This window comes from Streptomyces sp. 184 (genome assembly GCF_045781775.1).
Lineage (GTDB): Bacteria > Actinomycetota > Actinomycetes > Streptomycetales > Streptomycetaceae > Streptomyces.
Genome location: NZ_CP123230.1, coordinates 6997503 through 7021064, shown reverse-complemented (window position 1 = coordinate 7021064; position 23562 = coordinate 6997503). Strand labels below are relative to the sequence as shown.

Genomic DNA, 23562 nt, shown 5'->3' with positions numbered 1-23562 from the left:
TCACAGATTGCGGTGGGCGTCCCGCCGGTCGCCCACCCTGACGACGAGGACGACGAGTTCACCGTCGTTGATCTGGGAGGCGACGCGGTAGGTGCCGACCCGCAGGCGGTAGAGGCCCGAGAGGCCGGTGAGCTTCTTGACGTCGGCGTCCTCGCGGTACGGATCGTCGCCGAGCGCGGTCAGTGCGGTGAGGATGCGCATGGCGTCGAGCCGGTCGATCGCCCGGAGCTGCCGCTGCGCTGCCGTGGTGAAGCGGAGCGCGTACTTCACGCCGCGCCGTCACCGCGCTCGGTGAAGAGGCCCGCCAGCATCTCGGCCATCGAAACGGTGGGCCCGCCCTCGGCCAGAACCGCCCCCGCCTCCCGGGCCAGCAGCACGTCGGCGGCCTCCTCCAGCGCCTCGAAGTCCGCTATCGGCACCACGGCGGCCACCGGAGCGCCGTTGCGGGTGATGACCGTCGGGGTGCCCTGCTCGGCGCGGTTGATGTGGTCCGCGAGATGCGCGCGGGCTTCCCGTACGGTCACCGCCTTCTCGGTCATAGAGCCGGTGTACGCACCCGCGTGTACACGCTGCCAGCACGGTCGTCCGCGAGATCCTTCAGCTCGCACCGGGCGGGTGGGCACGTGGTGGAGTTCGCGATCGGCGTTCACGCGGCGACGCGCTCTACCCGCGGCAGGGATTCATGATCGAGCAACCCGTCCCGGAGGACGTGGTCGCGGCGTACGAGCGCCTGCGCGGCGCAGGGTTCACGAGCCGACTCGTGCAGGACGGCGGCCACCTGCCGCCTCGCGCGCGAAGAAGTTCGTGAAGTTATTCACATGCTTCCGGCGCGGATTTGTTCTTCCTGCTCGAATCCTGGACTCTGCGGCCCCGCGCGGGGTGTGACAGGCGCTTTGCGTCACAGTGACATCTGTGCGTCGTAGCCCTGAAACCCCAGTTCAGCGGGGTGCGGCCGAGAACCGGCCGGAGGTGCGCGACGGGCGCGAAAGGTGCGGCGGCGCAGTGTAGCACCACCCGGGGTGGAGCTTGTGAACCCCCTCACGAGCATGGGTCCTGTCCCGGGGGGATACTCGGAAGCATGAGCACTACGGAGCGTCCCAGGATCCTCGTAGTAGGCGGCGGTTACGTCGGCCTTTACGCGGCGCGCCGCATCCTGAAGAAGATGCGGTACGGGGAGGCGTCGGTCACCGTCGTCGACCCGCGCTCGTACATGACGTACCAGCCCTTCCTCCCCGAAGCGGCCGCCGGCAGCATCTCCCCCCGGCACGTCGTGGTGCCGCTGCGCCAGGTTCTCCCCGGCGCCGAGGTGCTCACCGGCCGGGTCACCTCCATCGACCAGGACCGCAAGGTCGCGGTCGTCGCGCCCATCGTCGGCAGGCCCTACGAGGTCCCGTTCGACTACCTGATCGTCGCGCTCGGCGCCGTCTCCCGTACCTTCCCGATCCCCGGCCTCGCCGAGAACGGCATCGGCATGAAGGGCGTCGAAGAGGCGATCGGGCTGCGCAACCACGTGCTGGAGCAGCTCGACAAGGCCGAGTCCACCAACGACGCCGACACCCGGCGCAAGGCCCTCACCTTCGTCTTCGTCGGCGGCGGCTTCGCCGGTGCCGAGACCATCGGCGAGGTCGAGGACCTGGCGCGCGACGCCGCCAAGTACTACCCCTCGATCAAGCGCGAGGACATGCGCTTCATCCTCGTCGACGCCGCCGACAAGATCCTCCCGGAGGTCGGCCCGGCGCTCGGCACATGGGGTCTGAAGCACCTCCAGCAGCGCGGCATCGAGGTCTACCTCGACACCTCCCTGGAGTCGTGCGTCGGCGGGCACGTCGTGCTCAAGAACGGCCTGGAGGTCGACTCCCACACCATCGTCTGGACCGCCGGCGTCAAGCCGCACCCGGTCCTGCGGGAGTACGGCCTGCCGCTCGGCCCCAAGGGGCACGTCGACACCGCCGCCACCCTCCAGGTCCAGGGCGGCGACCACATCTGGGCCGCGGGCGACAACGCCCAGATCCCCGACCTCGCCGCCCGCGCCGCCGGCGTCGAGAACGCCTGGTGCCCGCCGAACGCCCAGCACGCCCTGCGGCAGGCCAAGCTCCTCGGCGACAACGTCGTGGCGGAGCTGCGCGGCTTCCCGCAGCGCGAGTACCGGCACAAGAACAAGGGCGCCGTCGCCGGCCTCGGCCTGCACAAGGGCGTCGCGATGATCAACGTGCTCGGCCGTTCCCTGAAGTTCAAGGGCCGCCTCGCCTGGTACATGCACCGCGGCTACCACGGCCTCGCCGTGCCGACCTGGAACCGCAAGATCCGGGTCTTCATGGACTGGACCCTCGGCGTCTTCCTCAAGCGCGAGGTGGTCTCGCTGGGCGCCATGGAGTCGCCGCGGGACGAGTTCTACGAGGCCGCCGCGCCGGTCACCGCCGCCGCCCGGGCCCAGCACGACCAGTCCGTACGCGACGGCCAGGCGACCCGGGACCAGGAGCAGGCCCGCGGCGCCGCCGGCCTGCCACCCGCCGAGGACACCCGCGAGGAGCGCAGCCGCACGGCGGCCCGCGCCTCCTGACGCACAGCACCGCAGCGCACGCGCAGCGTCCACGGCGTCGGCAGCGTCAGCCGCGTCCGCCGGTCAGGCGCCCTCCCGGTCCGCCGGGCAGGGCGCCTGACTGCTCTTTTCGGCTGGTACCGGTGCGCAACGGGACTTCCCGGGGTGGCCTTTGGTGTTTACGTGTAGTCCAGCAACCCAGGACACACGTCGACCACCCGCCCATCTCACGGAGGTGCGCCATGCCCGACGACGCCGCGCCCCGGCTCGCAGCTCTCGCGGAGGAGCTGCTCGGAGGCCCGCTGCCGATCCGTATCCGCGCCTGGGACGGCTCAGAAGCCGGCCCCGAGCGCGACCCCGTCCTCGTCGTACGCCACCGTCGCGCGCTGCGCCGCTTCCTGTGGCGCCCCGGCGAACTCGGCCTCGCCCGCGCCTGGGTCGCCGGCGAACTCGACGTCGAAGGCGACCTCTACACCGCCCTCGACCACCTCGCCGGCCTGCTCTGGGAACGCGACCCCGACGACGCCCGCCCCCGCCCCCGCCCCGCCCGCATCGCCGCCCTCGCCCGCGACGCACTCTCCCTCGCCCGGCCACTGCCCCCGCCCCCGCCACCACCCGAGGAAGTGCGCAGACGCAGATCCGGCGGCGCCCTGCACACCCTGCGCCGCGACAAAGCCGCCGTCAGCCACCACTACGACGTCGGCAACGACTTCTACTCCCTCGTCCTCGGCCCCTCCATGGTCTACTCGTGCGCCTACTGGGACGACGGCGGCACCCTGGAAGACGCCCAGGCCGCCAAGCTCGACCTCGTCTGCCGCAAACTCGGCCTCAAGGAAGGCGACCGGCTCCTCGACGTCGGCTGCGGCTGGGGCTCGATGGTGCTGCACGCGGCGCGCGAGTACGGCGTACGCGCCGTCGGCATCACGCTCTCCGCCGAGCAGGCCGCGTACGCCCGCAAGCGGGTGGCCCACGCCGGCCTCGGCGACCGCATCGAGATCCGGGTACAGGACTACCGCGAAACCGCCGACGGCCCGTACGACGCGATCTCCTCCATCGGCATGGCCGAGCACGTCGGCTCCCAGCGCTACGGCGAGTACGCCCGCGTACTCCACCGCCTCCTGCGCCCCGGCGGCCGGCTCCTCAACCACCAGATCGCCCGCCGCCCCCTCGCCGACGAAGACGACTACGCCATCGACGAGTTCATCGACGCCTACGTCTTCCCCGACGGCGAACTCTCCCCCATCGGCACCACCGTGGACCAACTGGAGCGCGCGGGCTTCGAGGTGCGCGACACCCAGGCGCTGCGCGAGCACTACGCGCTGACGCTGCGCCGCTGGGTGGCGAACCTGGAAGCCCGCTGGGCGAAGGCGGTGACCCTCACCACACCGGGGCGGGCGCGCGTCTGGCGGCTGTACATGGCGGCCTCGGCGCTGTCCTTCGAGCACAACCGCATCGGCGTGAACCAGGTGCTGGCGGTACGCACCCCGGCGACCGGCGACTCCGGCGTCCCGCTGCGGCAGCCGGAGTGGCGCTGACACCGACCCGGGCCCGCGCGATCCCGCAAACGGTACGAGGGTGTCACGCCGACGCAGCACGGGGTTAACACGGGTCGGGCACATTGGAGGACATCGGAAAGGACGACCCCACCGATACCCGAGTACGGCGCCAGTGACCTCCGGAGCGGCTCCCGGACCTCCTGGTCGCCCGGACGTAGGGCACGGCCCAAACCGGCCCGCGTCCCACGCGGGGACCGCCGTCGTCCCGCCCCTTGGTGCGTGCACCGGGGGTGCGGCGGTCCCCGCGTCACACCAACGGATTCTCGAAGCTCACGTGCTCGGCGACGTCCCGAAGCATCGCGCGGTAGTGCGCGCGGCGGTTCACGGCGGCCGTGGTGAGGGTGAGAACCACGAGCCGGCACCCGTCGGGGTGCGGCAGATACGCATGCACCTGAAGCAGCCGCTTGACGGGCAGGCCGAGGTCCGGCGCGACGGTCATCGTCGTGTCACCGAGCGCGGCCGGCCCGCAGGGCAGGTCAAGCACCTCGATGCGGTCGTGGCCGGTGGCGACGGCGCGGGCGGCGGTGAGGTGCCGGGGCGAGCGGCTGATTTCCTGCCAGCGGAAGGCGAAGAACGAGGTGAGGACACGCCCGTCGCCGGCGTCGTCGCGGTGCAGCCCGAGCGAACAGTGCACGACGCCTTCCTGCCGCAGTGCCAGCAGCATGCGCTGAGCGGAAGCCAACTGCCCGACCAACTGCTCCCGAACGACCCCTTCGGGAGCCGCGGCGAGGAGGGGTTCGACGGCGTCCCGTAATCGGGTGGCATCGGGATGGTCGGGTGGGGCGGTGAGCGCGTCGAGCGGGAGGGTGGTGAACCCGGCGGGCAGAGCGAACCACGCTTCACGATCGGGTGCCGTGACGGAGTCGCTGAGGATGTAGGTGACCTGGTCCTCAGTCACCGCGCGACCATTCCTTTGCCGCCGGCTTGCTGGGCACGCGCTACGTCCTTGGCGCTTGCATGCCATGGTCGGTGTGCGGGGGACTGACGGAGCAGGTGGAGGCGCGCTGGCTTGAGCTCCTTGGCGCTGTCGCGGCGCCTGCTGACGGCGATGACGCCAAAGAAACGTGGGTCGCCAGCAAACCAGATTGGGTCCAGTTGGGCCTTGAGCTCGGGCTTGGCGCGGGGCGCCATGCGCTTCTGCCACCATCCCATGCGGAAGTGTGCGAGAAAGTGCAGTGGTATCCGTTCTTCGGGCCGCTCCGGGTTCGGGAATTCGATCCACTGCTGTTTGTGCGGGGACTCGGGATGCTGCGACAGACTGTAAGGAGCATTGTCCAGGCGCCAGGGGTAGGCCCGGAGGATGCGTCGTATGCGTACGTACGCAAAGATGAAGGCGGCCGCGATGAGCGCGCGGTAACCGCCGTAGACCATAGGGAAAATCAGCAGCGGAACGAACCCGGTCGGCAGGAGCAAGATGAGGAGCAGTACTCCAAAGGCGGTGAGAATCCAGCCGATGACGGCGATCGTGTTCATCATCGACTGTGTGGCCCAGGCGCGCCGCGTGAGGGGATGGTCCCAGGCTGCGGAGTAACTAGTCGGGTGCACGGAAGACCTCGTTCGAGAGCGATCAGCAGGCATCGTCATGGCCTCTACAGGATGGACAGATAGCGGGTTAGAGCGATCACCTCCCCGCTGCTGAGTCCTGCGATTTCGATACTACCGAGAATGCTGTCCGACCCGGCGACGACCTCGTTATCAAGAGCCTCTACACCGGTGCCGAGCAGACCTATCCCACCGGATATCACACCTGCCGATCCTGCGGCGATCTCGATACGTTCGGCCATCTGCGCGGTCCCTCCGACGGCATGGACCCCTCGGGCCAGGATGGGGTTGCCCAGTGCGGCGACGGCTTGGACCTCTGTCATGATTCGGGTGCCCACAGCGCCGAACTTCTGGCCCAGCGTCAGTGCCTCGGCACTCTCGCGAACAACTCCCACTCCTTGACGGATACCTTGCCCTACGGCGGTCGCGCCCGGCAGCATGCCGAGGCCGTCCGCGAGCACGCTCACCGAATTTGACCAGAAGTCGGCGTCGAATTCCCCTTTTGTGATGCCGTCCCAGATGGACGCCCGAACCGCCGGGTCGGACAACCGGAGAGCCAGTGCGGTCGCGCTCAGCGTTGCCGCCACCAGGAACAGCACCGCTGTTGCTGCACCGCCCGTGACGATCGTCAACGCCGCCAGGGCCACCACGCCTGCCGCGATGCTCAGGATGTCCGGGAGGTTTTCCGCGATCCAGGCTGCCGCCTTGGCGAAGAAGCCCGGTTCCTGCGGGGCCAGCTTGTCCGTGGCGTCGCGAATCTTGTCCGCTCGGGCGCGGGCCTCGTTCTCGTGTTCCCAGGCGAGCGCGCGGGCTCCCGACAGGATGCGTTCGAGTTCCGCCTGGGCGTCGTCCACCGCGGCGTTGAGGCGCCGCATCGTCGCCTTCGCGTCGTCCTGGTCGTCGGGTTGACGGTCGCCGCGACCGGTCTCTGTGGCGTCCTCCTTCGCGGCGCCCGCGCGGGACTCCGCCTCGCCGAGCGCCTGACGCGCGTCGCGGGCGCGTTCGTTGAGGCGTTTCGCGCGGCGCTGGAAGTCGCCGAGGTCCGACTCCCAGCCGTCGAGTTGCCGGGCGGCTTTTCTGATGGAGTGCGCGGCGTTCTTGAGGTTCAGGGGGAGGGGGCCGTTCTCCAACTGCTCCCGGAAGGCGACGGCCGCGTCGCCCTTCCAGTAGCTGCCGTCCATCAACTTGGTGACCATGCTGCGGGTCTCATCGAGCACGTCCGCGCATTTGATGAGTTTGGCGCGCAGGGCGTGGACGGTGTCGGTGCTGCCCGGTGCGGGGTTGAAGCGCAGGTACGGGTACCTGTCGGGGACCGTGCCGGGCTGGAGGCCCTGGGGCTGGTTGCCGCGCCACGCCTGGTCGGGCGGGACCACTTCGGCGGGCTTGCGGCCCGGCTGGAAGGTGTCGCCTAAGCCCGGGGTTCCGTCGGTCGTCATTTGCCGCCTCCCGTGGCGGCTTTCGTCAGGTTCTCCTCCAGGGCCTTGTCGACCTCGGCGTAGCTCTCCTTGCTGTCCCCGACGATCTCCGCCAGCTCCGCGACCTGTTCCCCGATCTGCCCGGTCCCGTACTTCCAGTCGTCCTGGAAGTCCTGGCAGGCGCCATCGAGGTCGTCCGTGCCGAGGCCGGTGATGGTGGAGTCGCGCAGGGCTTTGTGGACACCTTCGAGTGACTGGACCGAGCGCTTCAGTAATCGCATGAAGCGCTCAAGCTCGTCGCCGTCGACGGCGAGGCGATCCGACAACCTTCCTCCCCAAGCGAGTCGTTGCTCCGCGCCCGCCTGCCATCGGCCGCCCATGACGATACGGATTCATCGTAGCGTTGGGTGCTCGGGTGTGTTCGAAGGGTGTGGATAACCCGGCGAGGGGCCAGGTCAGGCGCGGCGTGCGCCCTTCGCCAGGTACGCCAGCAGGTCGGTCCGGGACACGACGCCCGTGGGCTTGCCCTCCACGAGCACGACCGCCGCGTCCGCGCCCTCCAGGACGGCGACCAGGTCCGCCACCGGCTCGCCCGAGCCGACCTGCGGCAGCGGCGGGCACATGTGCTGCTCCAGGGGCTGGTCCAGTTCGGCCTTGTGGGTGAACAGGGCGTCGAGCAGTTCGCGTTCCACGATGGAGCCGACGACCTCCGCCGCCATCACGTCCGGATGGCCCGCCCCCGGCTTGACGACCGGCATCTGGGAGACGCCGTACTCGCGCAGTACCTCGATCGCCTCGCCCACGGTCTCCTCCGGGTGCATGTGCACCAGCGAGGGCAGGCTGCCCTCCTTGTCCCGCAGTACGTCCGCGACGCTCGCGGTGCCGGCCTCCTCAAGGAAGCCGTAGTCCGCCATCCAGTCGTCGTTGAAGATCTTCGACAGGTAGCCGCGCCCGCTGTCCGGCAGCAGGACGACGACCACGCCGTTCTCGTCCAGCCGCTCCGCGACCCGCAGTGCGGCGACGACCGCCATCCCGCAGGAGCCGCCGACGAGCAGGCCCTCCTCGCGGGCCAGCCGCCGGGTCATGCGGAAGGAGTCCTTGTCGGAGACGGCGACGATCTCGTCCGCCACCCCGCGGTCGTAGGCGTCCGGCCAGAAGTCCTCGCCGACGCCCTCGACCAGGTACGGGCGGCCCGAGCCGCCGGAGTAGACCGAGCCCTCGGGGTCGGCGCCGACGATCTGCACGGCGCCGTCGGAGACCTCCTTGAGGTACCGGCCGGTGCCGGAGATCGTGCCGCCGGTGCCGATGCCGGTGACGAAGTGGGTGATGCGGCCCTCGGTCTGCGTCCACAGCTCGGGGCCCGTGGAGTGGTAGTGCGACTCCGGGTTGTCCGGGTTGCTGTACTGGTCGGGCTTCCACGCGCCGGGCGTCTCGCGGACCAGGCGGTCGGACACGTTGTAGTACGAGTCGGGGTGCTCGGGGTCGACGGCTGTCGGGCAGACGACGACCTCCGCGCCGTACGCCCGCAGCACGTTGATCTTGTCCGTGGACACCTTGTCCGGGCAGACGAAGATGCACTTGTAGCCCTTCTGCTGGGCCACCATCGCCAGCCCCACGCCGGTGTTGCCCGACGTCGGCTCGACGATCGTGCCGCCGGGGCGCAGCGCGCCGGAGCGCTCGGCCGCCTCGATCATGCGCAGCGCGATGCGGTCCTTGACCGAACCGCCGGGGTTGAAGTACTCCACCTTCGCCAGCACCGTCGCCCGGATGCCCTGGGTCACGCGGCCCAGCCTGACCAGGGGCGTGTTGCCCACCAGGTCGGTGATCGACTCGTGATACTGCACCGCTCACTCCAGGGTCCGTGGCTCTCGGGGCGAGCCCAGCGTACGGCTTCCCCGGCGGGTGATTGAGCCGGGCACCCGGCCGGGCAACAAAGTGTTAGCACGCGCGTAGACCGCGGGTGGCGGCGGGTGCCCGCGCGCCGCCGCGGACAGGAGCGGGAGACGGCGTAGGACAGAGGCGGGGAGGGGACGTCACGGCGGAGGGCGACGAGTACGGCGGCGGTACGGGCGCGAGCGGTACGGGCACAGGCTGTACGGGCACGAGGCGTACGGGCACGAGGCGTACGGGCACGGGGGGCACGGACACGGTGGTACGGAAGCGGCGGCAGCGGTACGTACGGACACGGGCCGGCACGGCACTCGGGGGCCGGCCCGGAACGGAGAGGCGATGTCGATGACCAGGGCGAGGGCGGCGCGCCGGATCGCCGCGGCGGCGGCGTACGGCGGCGGGGGCATCGGCCTGCTCGGCGGTGCGACGCTGGGCGTGCTGGTCGCGGAGGTGCATCTGGCGCGGCGCCGGGTGGGCGGCAGTGACGAGGAGCCGCCGCGGGCCGACGGGCGGTACGGGGCGGCCTTCGGCCGGCGGCGCGGGGTGGAGCCGGTGCTGCTGGCGTTCCTGGGCGACTCCACAGCCGCCGGCCAGGGCGTCTACCGCCCCCGGCAGACCCCGGGTGCGCTGCTCGCCTCCGGGCTCGCGGCGGTCGCGGAGCGGCCGGTTGACCTGCGGAACGTGGCGCTGTCCGGGGCGCAGTCCGACGACCTGGACCGGCAGGTGACGCTGCTGCTGGACGAGGAGCAGCTTCGGCCCGACGTCGCGGTCATCATGATCGGCGCCAACGACGTCACCCACCGGGTGCCGCCGGCCCTGTCGGTGCGCTGCCTGTCCGACGCCGTCGCGCGGCTGCGCGAGGCCGGTACGGAGGTCGTCGTCGGCACGTGCCCGGACCTGGGCACGATCGAGCCGGTGCAGCAGCCGCTGCGCTGGCTGGCCCGCCGGCTGAGCCGGCAGCTCGCCGCGGCGCAGACCATCGCCGTGCTCGACCGCGGCGGGCGGACGGTGTCGCTGGGCGCGCTGCTGGGGCCGGAGTTCGCGGCCAACCCGCGCGAGCTGTTCGGCCCGGACAACTACCACCCCTCGGCGGAGGGGTACGCCACCGCCGCGATGGCCCTGCTGCCGACGCTCTGCGCGGCGCTGGGCATGTGGCCGGCGGAGGAGGAGCGGCCGGACGTCCGCCGCGACGAGGGCTACCTGCCGGTCGCCAAGGCCGCGGCGCAGGCCGCGGGCGAGAGCGGCACGGAGGTCGCACCGGCCGGGCCGACCGGCGGGCGCGGGCCGTGGGCACTGCTGAAGCACCGGCGCAGGCGGCGGGTGGACTCGGAGACGGCCGCGGAGCAGGCGCCGGTGGGGGAGCGGGGGTAGCGGGGACAGCTCGCCGGAGGCGTACGGACCCGGGCCCCGGGTCCGTACGGCGGCACGGGCCGGCGGCGCGGTCCGTACGCGACGAGTGCTGCTTACGGCAGGGGCGTATCCGTGCGGTCCGCAGGACCTGCCGTCTCCCGTACGGCACGGGCGTGGTCGTGCTGCCGTCGCGGGTGACCATCGCGTACGGCACGGGCCGGCCCTGCGGCACGTAGGACATGCGTGTCCCGTACGCCCCGCCCCCCGTCTCAGTCCAGGAACAGTCCGCGCTCCGCCGCCCGGGCGTCGAACTCCTCCAGCCGCGCCTGCGCCTCCGGCAGCGCGTCGCACATCGCCTCCAGCAGCACCCGCCCCAGCAGCATCGGCCCGCACGCCGTGTCGAACGACAGCCCCGTGCCCACCGCCGCCGGCAGCAGCACGTCGCTGTCCTGCGCGACCGGTGTGAACGAGCTGTCCGCCACCGTGACCACCGTCAGCCCCGTCGCCCGCGCCGTGCGCAGCGCGTCCGCAAGCTCCTGCGGGTGGCGCGGCAGCGCGAAGCACAGCAGTGCCGTGGCGCCGGCGCGGGCGGCGGCGTCCACGCGGTCGTCGAGCATCGAGCCGGCCTCGTCGAGGACCCGGATGTCGGGGTGCACCTTCGCCGCGAAGTACGCGAAGCCCCGCGCCTGCGCCGCGGCGGCGCGCAGGCCGAGTACGGGCAGCGGCCGGGAGGCGGCGAGGAGCCGGCCGGCGTCCTCGACGGGGGCGGGGTCGGCGAGCAGCGCGGAGAGGTTGCGCAGGTTCTCGATCTCGGCCTGCACCGCCTGCTGGTACTCGTTCCGGTCCGCCCGCCCCGCGGGCTCGCCGAGCCCCGCCTCGCGCAGCGCGCGGCGCAGGGCGGGGTAGCCGTCGAAGCCGAGGGCGACGGCGAAGCGGGTGACGGACGGCTGGCTGACCCCGGCCAGCTCGGCCAGCTCGACGCTGGAGAGGAACGGTGCGTCGGCGGCCCTGCGCACCATGCAGTGCGCGATACGGCGCTGGGTCGGCGTCAGCCGGCGCCCCTCGAAGAGCTTCTGTAGCCGGGCGCCCGCGTCGGCGGAGACCATCCCACCTCCGGATCCGAGGTCCTATTCACTGCACGACGACTTTGCATGACCGTATGCACGACGGCAAGGGCGCACCGGAACGAACTGGGGGGGTAGCACCACTGCACGTGCGCGCGGCGACTCCGTACCGTACGGGGTATGAGTGCGCGGGACCCGGAGATCAAGAGTGAACTCGATGCCACCCTGCAAACCCGCAGGGACCTCGGCCCCGAGTACGAGGAAGAGCTGATCGAGGGCTTCCTCGAAAAGGTGCAGCAGCGGATGGACGGGACGTTCGACACCCGGCTGCGCCGCCAGCTCGCCGAGCAGCAGATGCAGGTCGCGCGGGGTACGCAGCCGGGTACCGGCTCGACGGAGGGCACCTTCGGCGAGCGCTTCGGCTTCGCCGCCGTGTCGATGGTGCTGGCGATCCCGCTGTCGGCGATCGGCGTGGTCAACGAAGGGCTGGCCGGGCTGCTGGTGACCTGGGGCGGCATCGTCGGCGTGAACGCCGTGCACGCCACGGGGCTGTTCCGGCGGCGGCGGGCGGAGCGGGACAAGTCCGACTGGGACTGACCCGCGGAGGGTGAGCACGGCACACGCCGCCCCCCGGACGGTCGGCGGCGGGTGGCGAATACGAATCGGTGTCAGGTGTGCGCGGGCGGTCCGGCATGGGCCTGCCCGGGTGGCGGCGTTGACCGGGGTGGCGGTGGACCGTAGCGTACGGTCAGAAATTTTCGGCACTGCCTTCGAAATATTTCGCCGCCTCGCTCCGGGAGCCGCTGATGCCCCAGCCCGCGTACCGACGCCCCCGTGACCGCCGCTCCGCCGTGTACCCGTACCTTGCCGCCGCGCTCGTCATGGCCCTCGTCGCGGCCGTGGCCGTGGCGGCCCAGGCGCTACGCGGCCACGCCCCCGCCGCCGCCCGGACCCCCGCACCGGCAGCCGCGGCCGACGCGCGCGGCGGGCCCGCGCAGTGGGTCGCCACCTGGACCTCGATGCCGCAGCTCACCGAGCCGGCGAACATGCCGCCCCCGCCCTTCACCCAGGACGACGGCGTGCTCAAGGACGCCACCCTGCGCCAGACCGTGCGCGTCACCGTCCCCGGCGACCGATTCCGGTTCCGCTTCTCCAACGCCTTCGGCGGCGCCGACCTGCCGATCACCCGCGCCGCCGTCGCCCTGCCGGCCGGCGGCCGGGCCGGGGTCGACGGCATCGTGCCCGGCAGCTCGCGCCCGCTGACGTTCAGCGGCCGGCCGGCCACGACGGTCCCCGTCGGCGCGCAGGTCGTCTCCGACCCCGTACGCCTCGACGCCGCCCCCGGCGCCAACCTGACCGTGACCCTGTACCTCGCCGACGGCCAGGCGTCCACGGACGTCACCTCGCACCCGGGCTCGCGCACCACCTCGTACCTGCTGGCCGGCGACCACACCGCAGCCACCGCCCTGCCCGGCGCGACGGCCACCGACCACTGGTACTTCCTCAGCGGCGTCGAGGCGAAGGCCCCCGCCCGCACCCGCGCCGCCGTCGTCCTCGGCGACTCCCTGAGCGACGGCCGCGGCTCCACCACCAACGGCAACGACCGCTGGCCCGACCTGCTCAACGACCGGCTGCGCGGGCCCGGCGCCCCGCCCGTGGCCGTCGTCAACCAGGCCGCCGGCGGCAACCGCGTCCTGGACGACGGCCTCGGCCCGAACGCGCTGGCCCGGCTCGACCGCGACGTGCTGGCGGTGAGCGGGGTGCGCTGGCTGCTGGTCTTCGAGGGCGTCAACGACATCGGCACGGCGCCGGCCACCGAGGCCGCCCAGCAGGAGGTGGGCGACGAGCTGACGGCCGCGTACGACCAGATCGTCACGCGCGCGCACGCGCAGGGCATCCGCGTCTACGGGGCCACGCTCACGCCGTTCGGCGGCAGCACGCCGTACGACGACCCGGCGGGGCTGCGCGAGTCGACGCGGCAGCGCGTGAACGACTGGATCCGCGACAGCGGGCGCTTCGACGCCGTCGTCGACTTCGACGCCGCCACCCGCGACCCGGCGAACCCCCGCGCGCTGCTGCCCGCCATCGACACCGGCGACCACCTCCACCTCAACCCCGAGGGCTACGCACTCCTCGCCCGCACGGTGCCGCTCCGCCTCTTCCGCTGACGTTGTTTCTACGCGTTCACGGTGATATGGGCGCCGAAACGGATTGGCCCCCCGGTTAGCGGCAACTACGCGGGTAGTGCGGAACGTTCTTTTTCACTTATCGCCGCTAATTCGCGTGACGCTGAATTCGGTGCGCGGTACCAATAGGCGGGATTCCCCGGTACGCGAATACCGCCCGCGCGGGTACCGCGCACCCTGCGCCGGAGCGCGTCAGACGGTGGCCGGCGAGCCCCGGCGTACGCCCCCGCCGGGCAGCGCGTCGCCCGCGGCGATGCCCGTACGGGCGAACTCCGTGCCCGAACCGCCCGTTCCGGCCCCGCGGCGGGTGACGGCGTCGGCCGGCAGCCACAGCAGCGCCTCCTGCTCCCGCTCCCAGCGGCCGAGCCACGCGGCCTTCGCCCGCAGCCCCGCACCGACCCCGGCCAGCGCCAACCCGCCGGCGATCGGCACCGCCGCCGCCGATCCTGCCGCGACGGCGAACGCCGCCGCCAGCCACCACCGCCGGGCCCGCCGCCATGCCCGTACGGTCACGGCGCGGTCCTGCAACACCGCGCCGCGGACCGCCCGTTGGGCCCTTCGCGCCTGCGCCAGGCAGCGTCCGCGGCGTACCGCGTAGACCGTGGGGGCGACGACGAGGAACAGCGCCGCGCCCGCGTAGAGTCCGATCCACTGCCCGGTAAGCCCGTCCGGCCAGGCGCCGGCCGCCGCGGCGGCGATACCCAGCCACCACAGCGGCGCCGCACCCGCGCGCACCACGACCGCCGCCCGCGCCAGCGTTACCATCCCGCGCGCCACTTCCGCTCCTCCCGTCAGGGGTCCTCGACCGCGTGCGCGGGAGGCTACCTGCGGATTCTGAGGACGGGATGAGAGGCGGGGGCCGGGCCGCAGGGTGTCCGAGTGGTCCGATCTGCGGGCGGCGGCGTGTGGGTGAACGTTTCAGCTCAGTGGCCGGTTCCAGACTGCCGGGGCGAGGCCGAAACGGGCGTCAGCGGTGCCCCGGAGGGGCGGGGTCACCGTTGCTGACCAGTCGTCTTCGCACGTAGACGACCTCTTGCCGGGAGGTGCCCGGAGCCGGACTTGAACCGGCACGGCCCGAAGGCCAGCGACTTTTAAGGTCGCCGTGTCTGCTTTCCACCATCCGGGCAGGACTCCCGGCCCGCACACGCTGCGTACGGACCACCGCATGGCGCGTAACCAGAGTAGCGGTGCGGATGGGCCGAACTGGCCATCTACGGACTGATGTTGGCTTGAATTAGGCCCGAGTTGTCGAAGAAGTCCTCGGATGAAATTCCACTTCCCTTAAAGCCCCTCTGGAGGCCCTTGCCCCATGCCTTCGTCAGGGTCCGGGTCATACCCCAGGAGGAGCCGCCGGGGGCCGGAGTACCTCCTCGGTCTCGCCCCGAACCGGAGCGCGGGCTGATCCGATCAACCGGATCCGCCGCAACGATGGAGGGGACAGGTTGCACACCACCGTCCCGACAGGAGCCCACCGCCGTGACCACCACCATCCCCGGCGCCTCTGGCCGCGGTACCGCCTACGCCCCCGTAGCGGCGGCCAGCGCCACCGAGCTGACGAAGGTCTACGGCGAGGGCGAGACGAAGGTCGTCGCCCTCGACCGCGTCTCCGTCCAGTTCGTGCAGGGCGAGTTCTCCGCGATCATGGGGCCGTCCGGCTCCGGCAAGTCGACCCTCATGCACTGCATGGCCGGCCTCGACACCATCTCCGGCGGCTCCTCGCGCATCGGCGAGACCGAGCTGACCGGCCTGAAGGACAAGAAGCTCACCCAACTGCGCCGCGACAAGGTCGGCTTCGTCTTCCAGGCGTTCAACCTCCTGCCGACCCTGAACGCGCTGGAGAACATCACGCTGCCCATGGACATCGCGGGCCGCAAGCCCGACCAGCAGTGGCTCCAGCAGGTGGTGGAGACCGTGGGTCTGTCCGGCCGGCTCAAGCACCGCCCGAGCCAGCTCTCCGGCGGCCAGCAGCAGCGCGTGGCCGTCGCCCGCGCGCTGGCCGCCCGGCCCGAGATCATCTTCGCCGACGAGCCCACCGGCAACCTCGACTCCCGCTCCGGCGCCGAGGTGCTCGGCTTCCTGCGCAACTCCGTGCGCGAGCTGGGGCAGACCGTCGTCATGGTCACGCACGACCCGGTGGCCGCCGCGTACGCGGACCGCGTCGTGTTCCTCGCCGACGGCCGCATCGTCGACGAACTGCGCGACCCGACCGCCGAGAACGTGCTGGACATGATGAAGCGCTTCGACGCCAGGGGCCGCGTGAGCTGAGGCTCGCTCGCCGACCCCGCAGGCCGCCCGCTACCGGCTTTCCACCTCATACAGGACTGACCCCATATGCTTCGCACCGCCTTGCGCAACGTGTTCGCGCACAAGGCCCGGTTGCTGATGACCGTGCTCGCCGTCATGCTCGGCGTGGCCTTCGTCTCCGGCACCCTGGTCTTCACCTCCACCATCTCCGACGCCTACACCAAGAGCTCGGAACAGGGCTTCGACCACGTCGACGTACGCCTCCAGCCCGACGACGACGCCGACGAGGGCCGCCCCGGCGAACCGCCCCCGCTCACCCAGGACCTGCTGGACGACGCCGCCGCCCTGCCCGGCGCGAAGTCCGCCACCGGCAACGTCGCCGGTTTCGCCGCCATCGCCGACAAGGACGGCGACCTCGTCGGCGACGGCTGGTCCACCAGCGGCGCCAACTACTACGGCGGCGGTAAGGACGGCACGAAGGGGGAAGACCCCCGCTACCCGATGAGCGACGGCCGCGGACCCGAGAACGCGAACGAGATCGCCATCGACGCCAAGACCGCCGAGCGCACCGGCTACGAGGTCGGCGACACCCCGCGGATGTCCGTCGACGGCCCCGTACTCGAACCGACGATCACCGGCATCTTCACCACCGACGACGGCAACGTGGCCGCCGGCGGCAGCCTCGTGCTCTTCGACACCAGGACCGCGCAGGAACTCTTCACCAAGCCCGGCGAGTACACCGAGATCGACCTCGCCGCCGCCCCCGGCACCTCCGAGAAGCAGCTCAGGGCCGAGGCGCAGAAGATCCTGCCCGCCGAGGCCGAGGCGCTCACCGGCACCAAGCTCGCCGACGACCAGGCCCGGGAGATCGAGCAGGGCATGGACGGGCTGCGTACCGGCATGCTCGCCTTCGCCGGCATCGCGCTCTTCGTCGGCATCTTCCTGATCGCCAACACCTTCACCATGCTCGTCGCGCAGCGCACCAAGGAGCTGGCGCTGCTACGGGCCGTCGGCGCCAGCCGCCGCCAGGTCACCCGCTCGGTGCTCTTCGAGGCCACCGCCGTCGGTACGGTCGCGGCGCTCGCCGGCCTCGCCGCGGGCACCGGCATCGGCGCCGGGCTGCGCTCCCTGATGGGCGCCACCGGCCAGACGGTGCCCGACGGCCCGCTGGTCGTCTCGCCCACCACGGTGATCGTCTCGCTCGTCGTCGGCATCGTCGTCACCGTGCTCGCCGCCTGGCTGCCCGCCCGCCGGGCCGCGAAGATCCCGCCGGTCGCGGCGATGAGCAGCGTGCACGCCAAGGCGTCCACCCGCAGCCTCGTCGTCCGCAACACCATCGGCGCGGTCATCGCCGGCGGCGGCGCGCTCATGGTCGTCGCCGGCACCACCGCCGACGACGGCAAGGCGCTGATGGGCGGCGGCGCCGCGGTGCTGCTGATCGGCATCTTCGTCCTCACGCCGCTGCTGTCCCGGCCGCTGATCGCGCTCGCCGCGCCGCTGCTGCGGATGTTCGGCGTCTCCGGCAAGCTGGCCCGCCAGAACGCCGTACGCAACCCGCGGCGCACCGCCGCCACCGCCTCCGCGCTGATGATCGGGCTCACCCTCATCACGGGCCTGACGGTGATCGGCAGCGGTATCTCCAACGCCATCGACAAGATGGCCACCGACGCCATGAAGGCCGACTACTCGGTCTCCATGACGAACTTCACCCCGCTCAACCCGGAGGTGGAGGAGAAGCTCGCCGGCCTCGACGAGGTCACCGCCTCCTCCCCGCTGCGCAACGTGCCCGTCGCCATCGGCGGCGACGAGGAGGACCTCACCGCCGTCAAGGGCGAGAACGTCGGCCAGTTGCTCGAACTCGACTTCACGGAAGGCTCGTTCGACGGCATGGCCGAGGGCGTCCCGGCCGGCGGCGGCGCCGCCAAGGCGATCGTCGACGACGACACCGCCGAGGACGAGGGCTGGAAGATGGGCGACACCGTCGAGGTGACGTACCAGGACGGCGCCAAGGGTGCGCTGACCATCTCCGGCATCTACCACGGCAACGAGATGATCAAGGGCCTCATGCTCGACATCTCGGTCGTCGACGGGCACCTCGACAAGATCAACGACTTCGAGGTCTGGCTGAAGACCGAGGGCGGCGAGAGCGACGCCATGAAGGACAAGCTGGAGGCCGCCCTCGGCGACAACCCGGCCATCGCGGTGATGAACGAGGAGGACGTCTCCGAGGCCATCGCCGGGCTCATCAGCATGATGCTGAACGTCCTCTACGCCATGCTCGGCATGGCCGTCCTGGTCGCGGTACTCGGCGTGATCAACACGCTGGCCATGTCGGTCTTCGAGCGCTCGCAGGAGATCGGGATGCTGCGCGCCATCGGCCTGGACCGGCGCGCGGTGAAGCGGATGGTGCGGCTGGAGTCGCTGGTCATCTCGCTCTTCGGCGGGGTGCTCGGCATCGGCCTCGGCGTCTTCCTCGGCTGGGCCGCCGGCGAGCTGATCGCCAGCACGCTGGACACGTACTCGCTGGTGCTGCCCTGGGAGCGCATGGGCTACTTCCTCGCGGGCGCGGCGCTGGTCGGCATGCTCGCGGCGCTGTGGCCGGCGCGGCGGGCGTCGCGGCTCAACATGCTCGCGGCCATCAAGAGCGAGTAGCACGAGCGCGGAGCACATCGGAAGGGCCCGTGTGGAGGGACTTGCCCCTCCCGCGGGCCCTTCGCCTTGCTGTGTCCCCTCCTAGAGCAGTTTGCGCGCGGCACGCCTCAGGTCGTATTCGTGGATGATCGCTTTGGCGTGGCCGTACGCGAGGTTGTGCTCGCCACGGAGCCAGCTGACTTTCTCCTCGAAGCGGAGGAGACAGGGACCGTCTTCGACGGTCTGCAACCAGTCGGATACTTCACGTCCGGTGCAGTGGGGGATGCGGGAGAGCAGGTTCCGGTGGGTTTCTGCGGAGAAGACTTGGGACATCGGCGCCTCCGGTATGCAGTCCTTCTCAGCACCGTGCCTGAGGTGACGGCGATTGACAACCACCTGGAGCAGGGCGGCTCGATCCGCCGCCCGCTACCGGCGGGTTAGGCTCGGACCGTGCTCGACGTGCTCGACTTCGTGACCGCCGTGGACCGGATCGCCGACCGCCTGCGCTCGCTGCCGCAGAGCCGGCTGCGCGCGGGCGCCGCCGCCACCGGGCTGGCGCTGGCGCGCGAGCTGTCCGCGCGGGCGCAGCGGCTGGAGGCGCCGGGGCGTACGCCGTACGAGATGCCGGCGGCGGGGGAGTTCGCGGTGGGGGACCAACTGGCCGTCGCGGGACGGGACCTGGCGGAGGCGCTGCGCGCGGCGGGGGACGCGGAGGGGCTGGCGGAGGCCCTGGCGGTGGTACGGGACGTACGGCTGTGACGGCGGCGGTGCCGGGCGGGTGAGAGGCCGCTGCCGGGCGGTGGGGGGCCGCTGCCGGGGCGGTGAGGGGCCGCTGTCGGGCCGGTGAGGGGCGCGTGCGCCCCGGCCCGTACGCCCGGGTCCGTACGGGTCAGAGGGAGGCGATGACGCGGTCGGCGAGGATGTACACGCTCTCGCCCGCGCAGTCGAAGGTCAGCGCGAACGCCCCGCTGATCGCCGAACCGCCCAGCAGCACCGGCTCCGTACCGCCGTCGAGCGCCTCGGCGAGCCGCTCCGCGGTGTCGCGGTGGCCGGGGGAGAGGCAGAGCGTGGTGCCGTCGGCGAAGACGTAGACGTCGAGGGTGCCGAGCGGGCCCAGCCGCACGTCGGTCAGCGGCGTACGGCCCGAGGCCAGGTCCTCCAGCCGGTTCACGGTGCGCTCGTGGTCGGCGACGGCGGGCTGGGGGCGGAAGTCGGGGTGCGAGGGGTGCCGGCGGCGGGCGGCGGCCAGCTCGGCCGACTCGCCCTCGGCGGGCGGCGCCTCCGCGGCGGCGGCGATGTCGTCGGCGTCGGCGGGCTCGACCGGCTCGACGCGGTCCAGGCGCTCCAGCCGCTCCATCGGGTCGAGCAGCGGCTCGAAGCCGGCGAAGTCGGCCTGGCGCGGTATGAACACCTCGCCGCCGAAGTCGACGGGGTCGTTGAGGAAGGGGGTCGCATCGATGCTGTCGCGCGCCTCCTGCTCGGCCCAGAACGCCCGGGCCTCGGCCAGCTCGCGCTCCCGCTCGTCGGCGAGCGCCTGGGCGACGGCGATACGTATCTCCGTGGCCGGCGCGGTCCTGGCGGCCGGCACAGAGACCTCGTCCGCCGCCGCGCCCTCCGCCGCCGTCGCGGTCTCGGCCGCCGTCGTGGTCCCGGCCGCCGCCTTCGGGGTGGCCTGCGCCCGCTCTCCGACGCCCCGCGCCGCGGTCTGCTCCGTCAGCTCGGCACGGAGCCGGCCGACCTCGCGGCGCAGCCCGCCCACCGCGCGCAGCACGGCGGCGCCGAGCAGCGCGGCGGAGGCGGCGGCCAGCAGGACGGCGAAGTTGGTGGCGCTCACTGTCGGACTCCCGATTGCTGTAGGACCCCCATGTTCTACCTCAGCCTGCCGGAGCGCAGAACCCCACCCCTAGCGGAAAATGGCATGAATAGGACGGGCCTTTGGTCCCACCGCCGGGTGACGGGGCGCGGGAAACGGCTCACGCGCCCCACACGTCCGTCCCGTATCAGCTCGGCTCAGCTCAGCCGCTCCAGCACCATGGCCATGCCCTGGCCGCCGCCCACGCACATGGTCTCCAGCCCGAACTGCTTGTCGTGCCACTGGAGGGAGTTGACGAGCGTGGTGGTGATCCGCGCGCCCGTCATGCCGAAGGGGTGCCCGACGGCGATGGCGCCGCCGTTGACGTTCAGCCGGTCCAGGTCGATGCCCAGATCCCGGTACGAGGGGATGACCTGCGCGGCGAACGCCTCGTTGATCTCCACCAGGTCGATGTCGCCGATCTCCATCCCGGCCCGCGCGAGCGCCTGCCTGCTCGCCTCCACCGGACCCAGGCCCATGATCTCCGGCGAGAGCGCGGACAGGCCGGTCGAGACGATCCGGGCCAGCGGGGTGAGACCCAGCTCACGCGCCTTGGTGTCGGACATCACGACGACCGCGGCGGCGCCGTCGTTCAGCGGGCAGCAGTTGCCGGCGGTGACCAGCCCGTCGGGGCGGAACACGGGCTTGAGCCCCTCGACCCCCGCCATCGTCACGCCGGGCCGCGGGCCGTCGTCCTTGCTGACGACCGTGCCGTCGGGGGTGGTCACGGGCGTGATCTCGCGCGCCCAGAAGCCCTCGGCGATGGCCTTCTCGGCGAGGTTCTGCGACCGCACGCCGAACTCGTCCATGTCCTGGCGCGTGACGCCCTTGGCCCGCGCCAGGTTCTCGGCGGTCTGCCCCATGGCGATGTAGACGTCCGGCAGCAGGCCGTCCCCGCGCGGGTCGTGCCAGCCGCCTCCCTGAAATGCCGAGCCCTTCTCCTGCCGCTCGGCGGTACGGGCCTCGGCGTCGGCGAAGAGGGGGTTGTGGGTGCCGGGCATGCCGTCGGACGAGCCGTGGGCGAACCGCGAGACCGTCTCCACGCCCGCCGAGACGAACACGTCGCCCTCGCCGGCCCTGATGGCGTGGAACGCCATCCGCGTGGTCTGGAGCGACGAGGAGCAGTAGCGGGTGATGGTGCAGCCGGGGAGGTGGTCCATGCCGAGCTGTACGGCGACCACGCGGCCCAGGTTGTGCCCCTGCTCACCGCCGGGCAGGCCGCAGCCGAGCATGAGGTCGTCGATGTCCCGCGGGTCCAGGCCCGGCACCTTGTCGAGGGCGGCCTGGACGATCCCGGCGGTCAGGTCGTCGGGGCGGACGTCCTTCAGCGAGCCCTTCCCGGCCCGGCCGATGGGGGAGCGGGCGGCAGAGACGATCACGGCTTCGGGCATCACGGCTCCCAGGGGACGCGGAGGGGCAGGGTCCTGGGCTGAAGTTACCCGTACGTAGCGAGGGGGTCACGGCTCTCGTACTGTGACGCGGACCTCAATTTCTGAGCGCTTGCTTACCTCGTCCCGGGAAAGACTGGGAAAAGCCTTGTGAAAGATCCTCCTGAGGTCTGGCGCGATGTCTTTGCCTACCCATTACTCTTGACTCAAGGCCGCGCAGTGCGGCCACGGAGGAGTGAGATGAGGAGCAGCAACCCGGTCTTCACGCGACGGGGGTTCAGCCGCGAGGGCGGTTCGGGAGGCTTCAACGCGCCGTCGCAGGCCGGGGGCCCCACTGTCGCCCAGGGCAACAACCCGTACGCCCAGCCCGGCACCAACCCGTACGCCCAGCAGCCGGGTGCAGCCCCGCGGAACCCCTACGCGCCCGCGGACCACCAGCAGCAGGGCGAGTGGGCGCCGTACGCGGCGCCCGCCGGCGGCCGTATGACCATCGACGACGTCGTGTCCCGCACGGGCATGACGCTCGGCCTGGTAATCCTCGCCGCCGTCGCCTCCTGGATCACCTTCGACGGTGAGAAGTCGCTCGGCATCGGCATCGCCGCCGCGCTCGGCGCGTTCGTGCTGGCGATGGTCCAGGCGTTCAAGCGCCGCCCGATCCCCGCGCTGATCCTGTCGTACGCCGTCCTTGAGGGCGTCTTCCTCGGCATCATCAGCGAGTACTTCAACACCTACGTCGACGGCGCGGTCATGCAGGCCGTGCTCGGCACGATGGCGGTGTTCTTCGGTGTGCTTGTGGCGTACAAGCTGCGGATCATCCGGGTCACGGCCCGGTTCCAGCGGTTCGTCATCGGCGCGGCCATCGGCTTCATCCTGCTGATGGCGGTCAACCTGTTCGCCTCGCTCATCGGCGGCGGCGACGGCATGGGCCTGCGCAGCGGCGGCCTCGGCATCCTGTTCGGCGTCATCGGCGTCGTGCTCGGCGCGTGCTTCCTGGCCCTGGACTTCAAGCAGGTCGAGGACGGCATCGCCTACGGCGCCCCGAAGAACGAGGCGTGGCTCGCCGCCTTCGGGCTGACCCTGACCCTGGTCTGGATCTACCTGGAGATGCTGCGTCTGGTGGCCATCCTCCAGGGCAGCGACTGACACGGCTGGGACGGCTGACGACTGACGCGACACTCACACGACTGACCCAGTGGCCCGGCCGGAGGACTCCTCCGGCCGGGCCACCGGCATGAAAAGGGGGGCCGGCCATGACCGACCTGAGGCGGCTGCTGCGCGGTATCGAGGTCTTCCAGGGCGACCTGCCGTCGTTCGATCCGCGGGACACCCCGGACGAGCCGGTGGCGCTCTTCACGAACTGGCTGCTGCACGCCGTACGGGCAGGGGTGCGCGAGCCGCACGCGATGACCCTGTCGACGGCGGACGCGGGCGGCGACCCGTCCGCGCGGGTGCTGATCCTCAAGGACGTCGGCCCGGACGGCTGGCAGTTCGCCTCCGACGCGGGCAGCCCGAAGGGCCGGGATCTGGCCAAGCGGCCGTACGCGGCGCTGACCTTCTACTGGGCGCCGCTGGCCCGCCAGGTACGGATCCGGGGCCCGGTCTCCCCGGCGGACCCGGAGCTGAGCGCCGCGGACTTCCTCGCCCGCGGCGCCGGCGCCCGCGCGGAAGCCCTGCTCGGCCGCCAGTCCCGGCCGCTCGCCGACCCCGCGGAGCGGGACGCGGCGGTCGGCGAGTCGCTGGCGCGGGTGGAGGCGGACCCGGAGCTGGTGGCGCCGGGCTGGACGCTGTACGCGGTGCGGCCGGACACGGTCGAGTTCTGGCAGGGCGACAGGTCCCGCCGCCACACGCGCCTGGTCTACGAGTCCGCGCCACCCGCGTGGACCAAGCGCCTGCTCTGGCCCTGAC

At 71.9% G+C, this 23562-nt stretch carries 22 protein-coding genes, 1 tRNA gene and 1 pseudogene; 11 read left to right on the top strand and 13 right to left on the bottom strand.

The window, feature by feature from the left end; translation table 11 throughout:
- Together QBL21_RS29745 and QBL21_RS29740 are read right to left on the bottom strand one after the other, a co-directional pair.
- Positions 1 to 270, bottom strand: coding sequence for a type II toxin-antitoxin system RelE family toxin (locus QBL21_RS29745; RefSeq protein ID WP_407565317.1), 270 nt, complete (start codon positions 268 to 270; stop codon positions 1 to 3).
- On the bottom strand, positions 267 to 539 hold the full coding sequence (locus tag QBL21_RS29740) for a type II toxin-antitoxin system Phd/YefM family antitoxin (RefSeq protein ID WP_407565316.1): 273 nt from the start codon (positions 537 to 539) through the stop codon (positions 267 to 269). The genes QBL21_RS29745 and QBL21_RS29740 overlap by 4 nt, the downstream gene beginning before the upstream one ends.
- 122 nt (positions 540 to 661) lie before the next feature.
- On the opposite strand from QBL21_RS29740, the pseudogene QBL21_RS29735 reads away from it, so the two are divergent.
- The 3 genes and pseudogenes from QBL21_RS29735 to QBL21_RS29725 all read left to right on the top strand — a co-directional run.
- Positions 662 to 808, top strand: a pseudogene (locus QBL21_RS29735) (YdcF family protein); the annotation flags it as partial.
- Positions 809 to 1078: 270 nt separating this feature from the next.
- Positions 1079 to 2560 carry an NAD(P)/FAD-dependent oxidoreductase gene (locus QBL21_RS29730; RefSeq protein ID WP_407565315.1) on the top strand — a complete coding sequence of 494 codons (1482 nt, stop codon included), beginning with the start codon at positions 1079 to 1081 and terminating at the stop codon, positions 2558 to 2560.
- Positions 2561 to 2781: 221 nt separating this feature from the next.
- Positions 2782 to 4074 carry a class I SAM-dependent methyltransferase gene (locus tag QBL21_RS29725; RefSeq protein WP_407565314.1) on the top strand — a complete coding sequence of 431 codons (1293 nt, stop codon included), beginning with the start codon at positions 2782 to 2784 and terminating at the stop codon, positions 4072 to 4074.
- A gap of 268 nt (positions 4075 to 4342) precedes the next feature.
- Here QBL21_RS29725 and QBL21_RS29720 read toward each other — a convergent pair whose 3' ends face one another.
- From QBL21_RS29720 to QBL21_RS29700, 5 genes are all read right to left on the bottom strand, one after another.
- Positions 4343 to 4993 carry a hypothetical protein gene (locus tag QBL21_RS29720; RefSeq protein WP_407565313.1) on the bottom strand — a complete coding sequence of 217 codons (651 nt, stop codon included), beginning with the start codon at positions 4991 to 4993 and terminating at the stop codon, positions 4343 to 4345.
- A complete protein-coding gene (locus QBL21_RS29715; RefSeq protein WP_407565312.1) occupies positions 4990 to 5568 on the bottom strand; it encodes a hypothetical protein in 579 nt (192 codons plus the stop codon). Before QBL21_RS29715 ends, QBL21_RS29720 begins: the two co-directional genes overlap by 4 nt.
- A 116-nt stretch (positions 5569 to 5684) precedes the next feature.
- A complete protein-coding gene (locus QBL21_RS29710; RefSeq protein ID WP_407565311.1) occupies positions 5685 to 7073 on the bottom strand; it encodes a hypothetical protein in 1389 nt (462 codons plus the stop codon).
- Positions 7070 to 7378: a hypothetical protein gene (locus QBL21_RS29705; RefSeq protein WP_407565310.1), complete on the bottom strand. Its 309-nt coding sequence runs from the start codon at positions 7376 to 7378 to the stop codon at positions 7070 to 7072. Before QBL21_RS29705 ends, QBL21_RS29710 begins: the two co-directional genes overlap by 4 nt.
- Positions 7379 to 7507: 129 nt before the next feature.
- On the bottom strand, positions 7508 to 8896 hold the full coding sequence (locus QBL21_RS29700; RefSeq protein WP_407565309.1) for a cystathionine beta-synthase: 1389 nt from the start codon (positions 8894 to 8896) through the stop codon (positions 7508 to 7510).
- A gap of 385 nt (positions 8897 to 9281) precedes the next feature.
- On the opposite strand from QBL21_RS29700, the gene QBL21_RS29695 reads away from it, so the two are divergent.
- Positions 9282 to 10313 carry an SGNH/GDSL hydrolase family protein gene (locus tag QBL21_RS29695; protein ID WP_407565308.1) on the top strand — a complete coding sequence of 344 codons (1032 nt, stop codon included), beginning with the start codon at positions 9282 to 9284 and terminating at the stop codon, positions 10311 to 10313.
- Positions 10314 to 10561: 248 nt separating this feature from the next.
- On the opposite strand, the gene QBL21_RS29690 is transcribed toward QBL21_RS29695, so the two are convergent.
- Positions 10562 to 11398 carry a MurR/RpiR family transcriptional regulator gene (locus tag QBL21_RS29690; RefSeq protein ID WP_407565307.1) on the bottom strand — a complete coding sequence of 279 codons (837 nt, stop codon included), beginning with the start codon at positions 11396 to 11398 and terminating at the stop codon, positions 10562 to 10564.
- Positions 11399 to 11536: 138 nt separating this feature from the next.
- Between QBL21_RS29690 and QBL21_RS29685 the strand changes: the two genes are divergently transcribed.
- Together QBL21_RS29685 and QBL21_RS29680 are read left to right on the top strand one after the other, a co-directional pair.
- Positions 11537 to 11953 carry a hypothetical protein gene (locus QBL21_RS29685; RefSeq protein ID WP_407565306.1) on the top strand — a complete coding sequence of 139 codons (417 nt, stop codon included), beginning with the start codon at positions 11537 to 11539 and terminating at the stop codon, positions 11951 to 11953.
- A gap of 209 nt (positions 11954 to 12162) precedes the next feature.
- On the top strand, positions 12163 to 13524 hold the full coding sequence (locus QBL21_RS29680) for an SGNH/GDSL hydrolase family protein (RefSeq protein ID WP_407565305.1): 1362 nt from the start codon (positions 12163 to 12165) through the stop codon (positions 13522 to 13524).
- A gap of 210 nt (positions 13525 to 13734) precedes the next feature.
- On the opposite strand, the gene QBL21_RS29675 is transcribed toward QBL21_RS29680, so the two are convergent.
- Both QBL21_RS29675 and QBL21_RS29670 read right to left on the bottom strand, forming a co-directional pair.
- Positions 13735 to 14319 carry a hypothetical protein gene (locus tag QBL21_RS29675; protein ID WP_407565304.1) on the bottom strand — a complete coding sequence of 195 codons (585 nt, stop codon included), beginning with the start codon at positions 14317 to 14319 and terminating at the stop codon, positions 13735 to 13737.
- Positions 14320 to 14586: 267 nt separating this feature from the next.
- Positions 14587 to 14668: transfer RNA gene (locus QBL21_RS29670), tRNA-Leu, on the bottom strand.
- A gap of 350 nt (positions 14669 to 15018) precedes the next feature.
- Here QBL21_RS29670 and QBL21_RS29665 point away from each other — a divergent pair.
- Positions 15019 to 15807 (top strand): ABC transporter ATP-binding protein, encoded by a 789-nt coding sequence (locus QBL21_RS29665; RefSeq protein ID WP_407565303.1) that lies wholly within the window; start codon positions 15019 to 15021, stop codon positions 15805 to 15807.
- Positions 15808 to 15873: 66 nt separating this feature from the next.
- On the top strand, positions 15874 to 18438 hold the full coding sequence (locus QBL21_RS29660) for an ABC transporter permease (protein WP_407565302.1): 2565 nt from the start codon (positions 15874 to 15876) through the stop codon (positions 18436 to 18438).
- Positions 18439 to 18519: 81 nt separating this feature from the next.
- Here QBL21_RS29660 and QBL21_RS29655 read toward each other — a convergent pair whose 3' ends face one another.
- Positions 18520 to 18750, bottom strand: a complete 231-nt coding sequence (locus QBL21_RS29655) for a DUF4287 domain-containing protein (protein WP_047016108.1) — start codon at positions 18748 to 18750, stop codon at positions 18520 to 18522.
- 117 nt (positions 18751 to 18867) lie between these two features.
- Here QBL21_RS29655 and QBL21_RS29650 point away from each other — a divergent pair, with 117 nt between their 5' ends.
- The gene (locus tag QBL21_RS29650; RefSeq protein ID WP_407565301.1) at positions 18868 to 19176 is read left to right on the top strand and encodes a hypothetical protein; all 309 of its coding nucleotides are present in this window, start codon (positions 18868 to 18870) and stop codon (positions 19174 to 19176) included.
- A 130-nt stretch (positions 19177 to 19306) separates the two neighbouring features.
- Here QBL21_RS29650 and QBL21_RS29645 read toward each other — a convergent pair whose 3' ends face one another.
- On the bottom strand, positions 19307 to 20251 hold the full coding sequence (locus QBL21_RS29645; RefSeq protein ID WP_407565300.1) for a hypothetical protein: 945 nt from the start codon (positions 20249 to 20251) through the stop codon (positions 19307 to 19309).
- A 176-nt stretch (positions 20252 to 20427) separates the two neighbouring features.
- The gene (locus QBL21_RS29640) at positions 20428 to 21660 is read right to left on the bottom strand and encodes an acetyl-CoA C-acetyltransferase (RefSeq protein WP_407565299.1); all 1233 of its coding nucleotides are present in this window, start codon (positions 21658 to 21660) and stop codon (positions 20428 to 20430) included.
- A gap of 237 nt (positions 21661 to 21897) precedes the next feature.
- Here QBL21_RS29640 and QBL21_RS29635 point away from each other — a divergent pair, with 237 nt between their 5' ends.
- Positions 21898 to 22800, top strand: a complete 903-nt coding sequence (locus QBL21_RS29635; protein ID WP_407565298.1) for a Bax inhibitor-1/YccA family protein — start codon at positions 21898 to 21900, stop codon at positions 22798 to 22800.
- A gap of 107 nt (positions 22801 to 22907) precedes the next feature.
- Positions 22908 to 23561, top strand: a complete 654-nt coding sequence (locus QBL21_RS29630; RefSeq protein WP_407565297.1) for a pyridoxal 5'-phosphate synthase — start codon at positions 22908 to 22910, stop codon at positions 23559 to 23561.
- Position 23562: the final 1 nt, after the last annotated feature.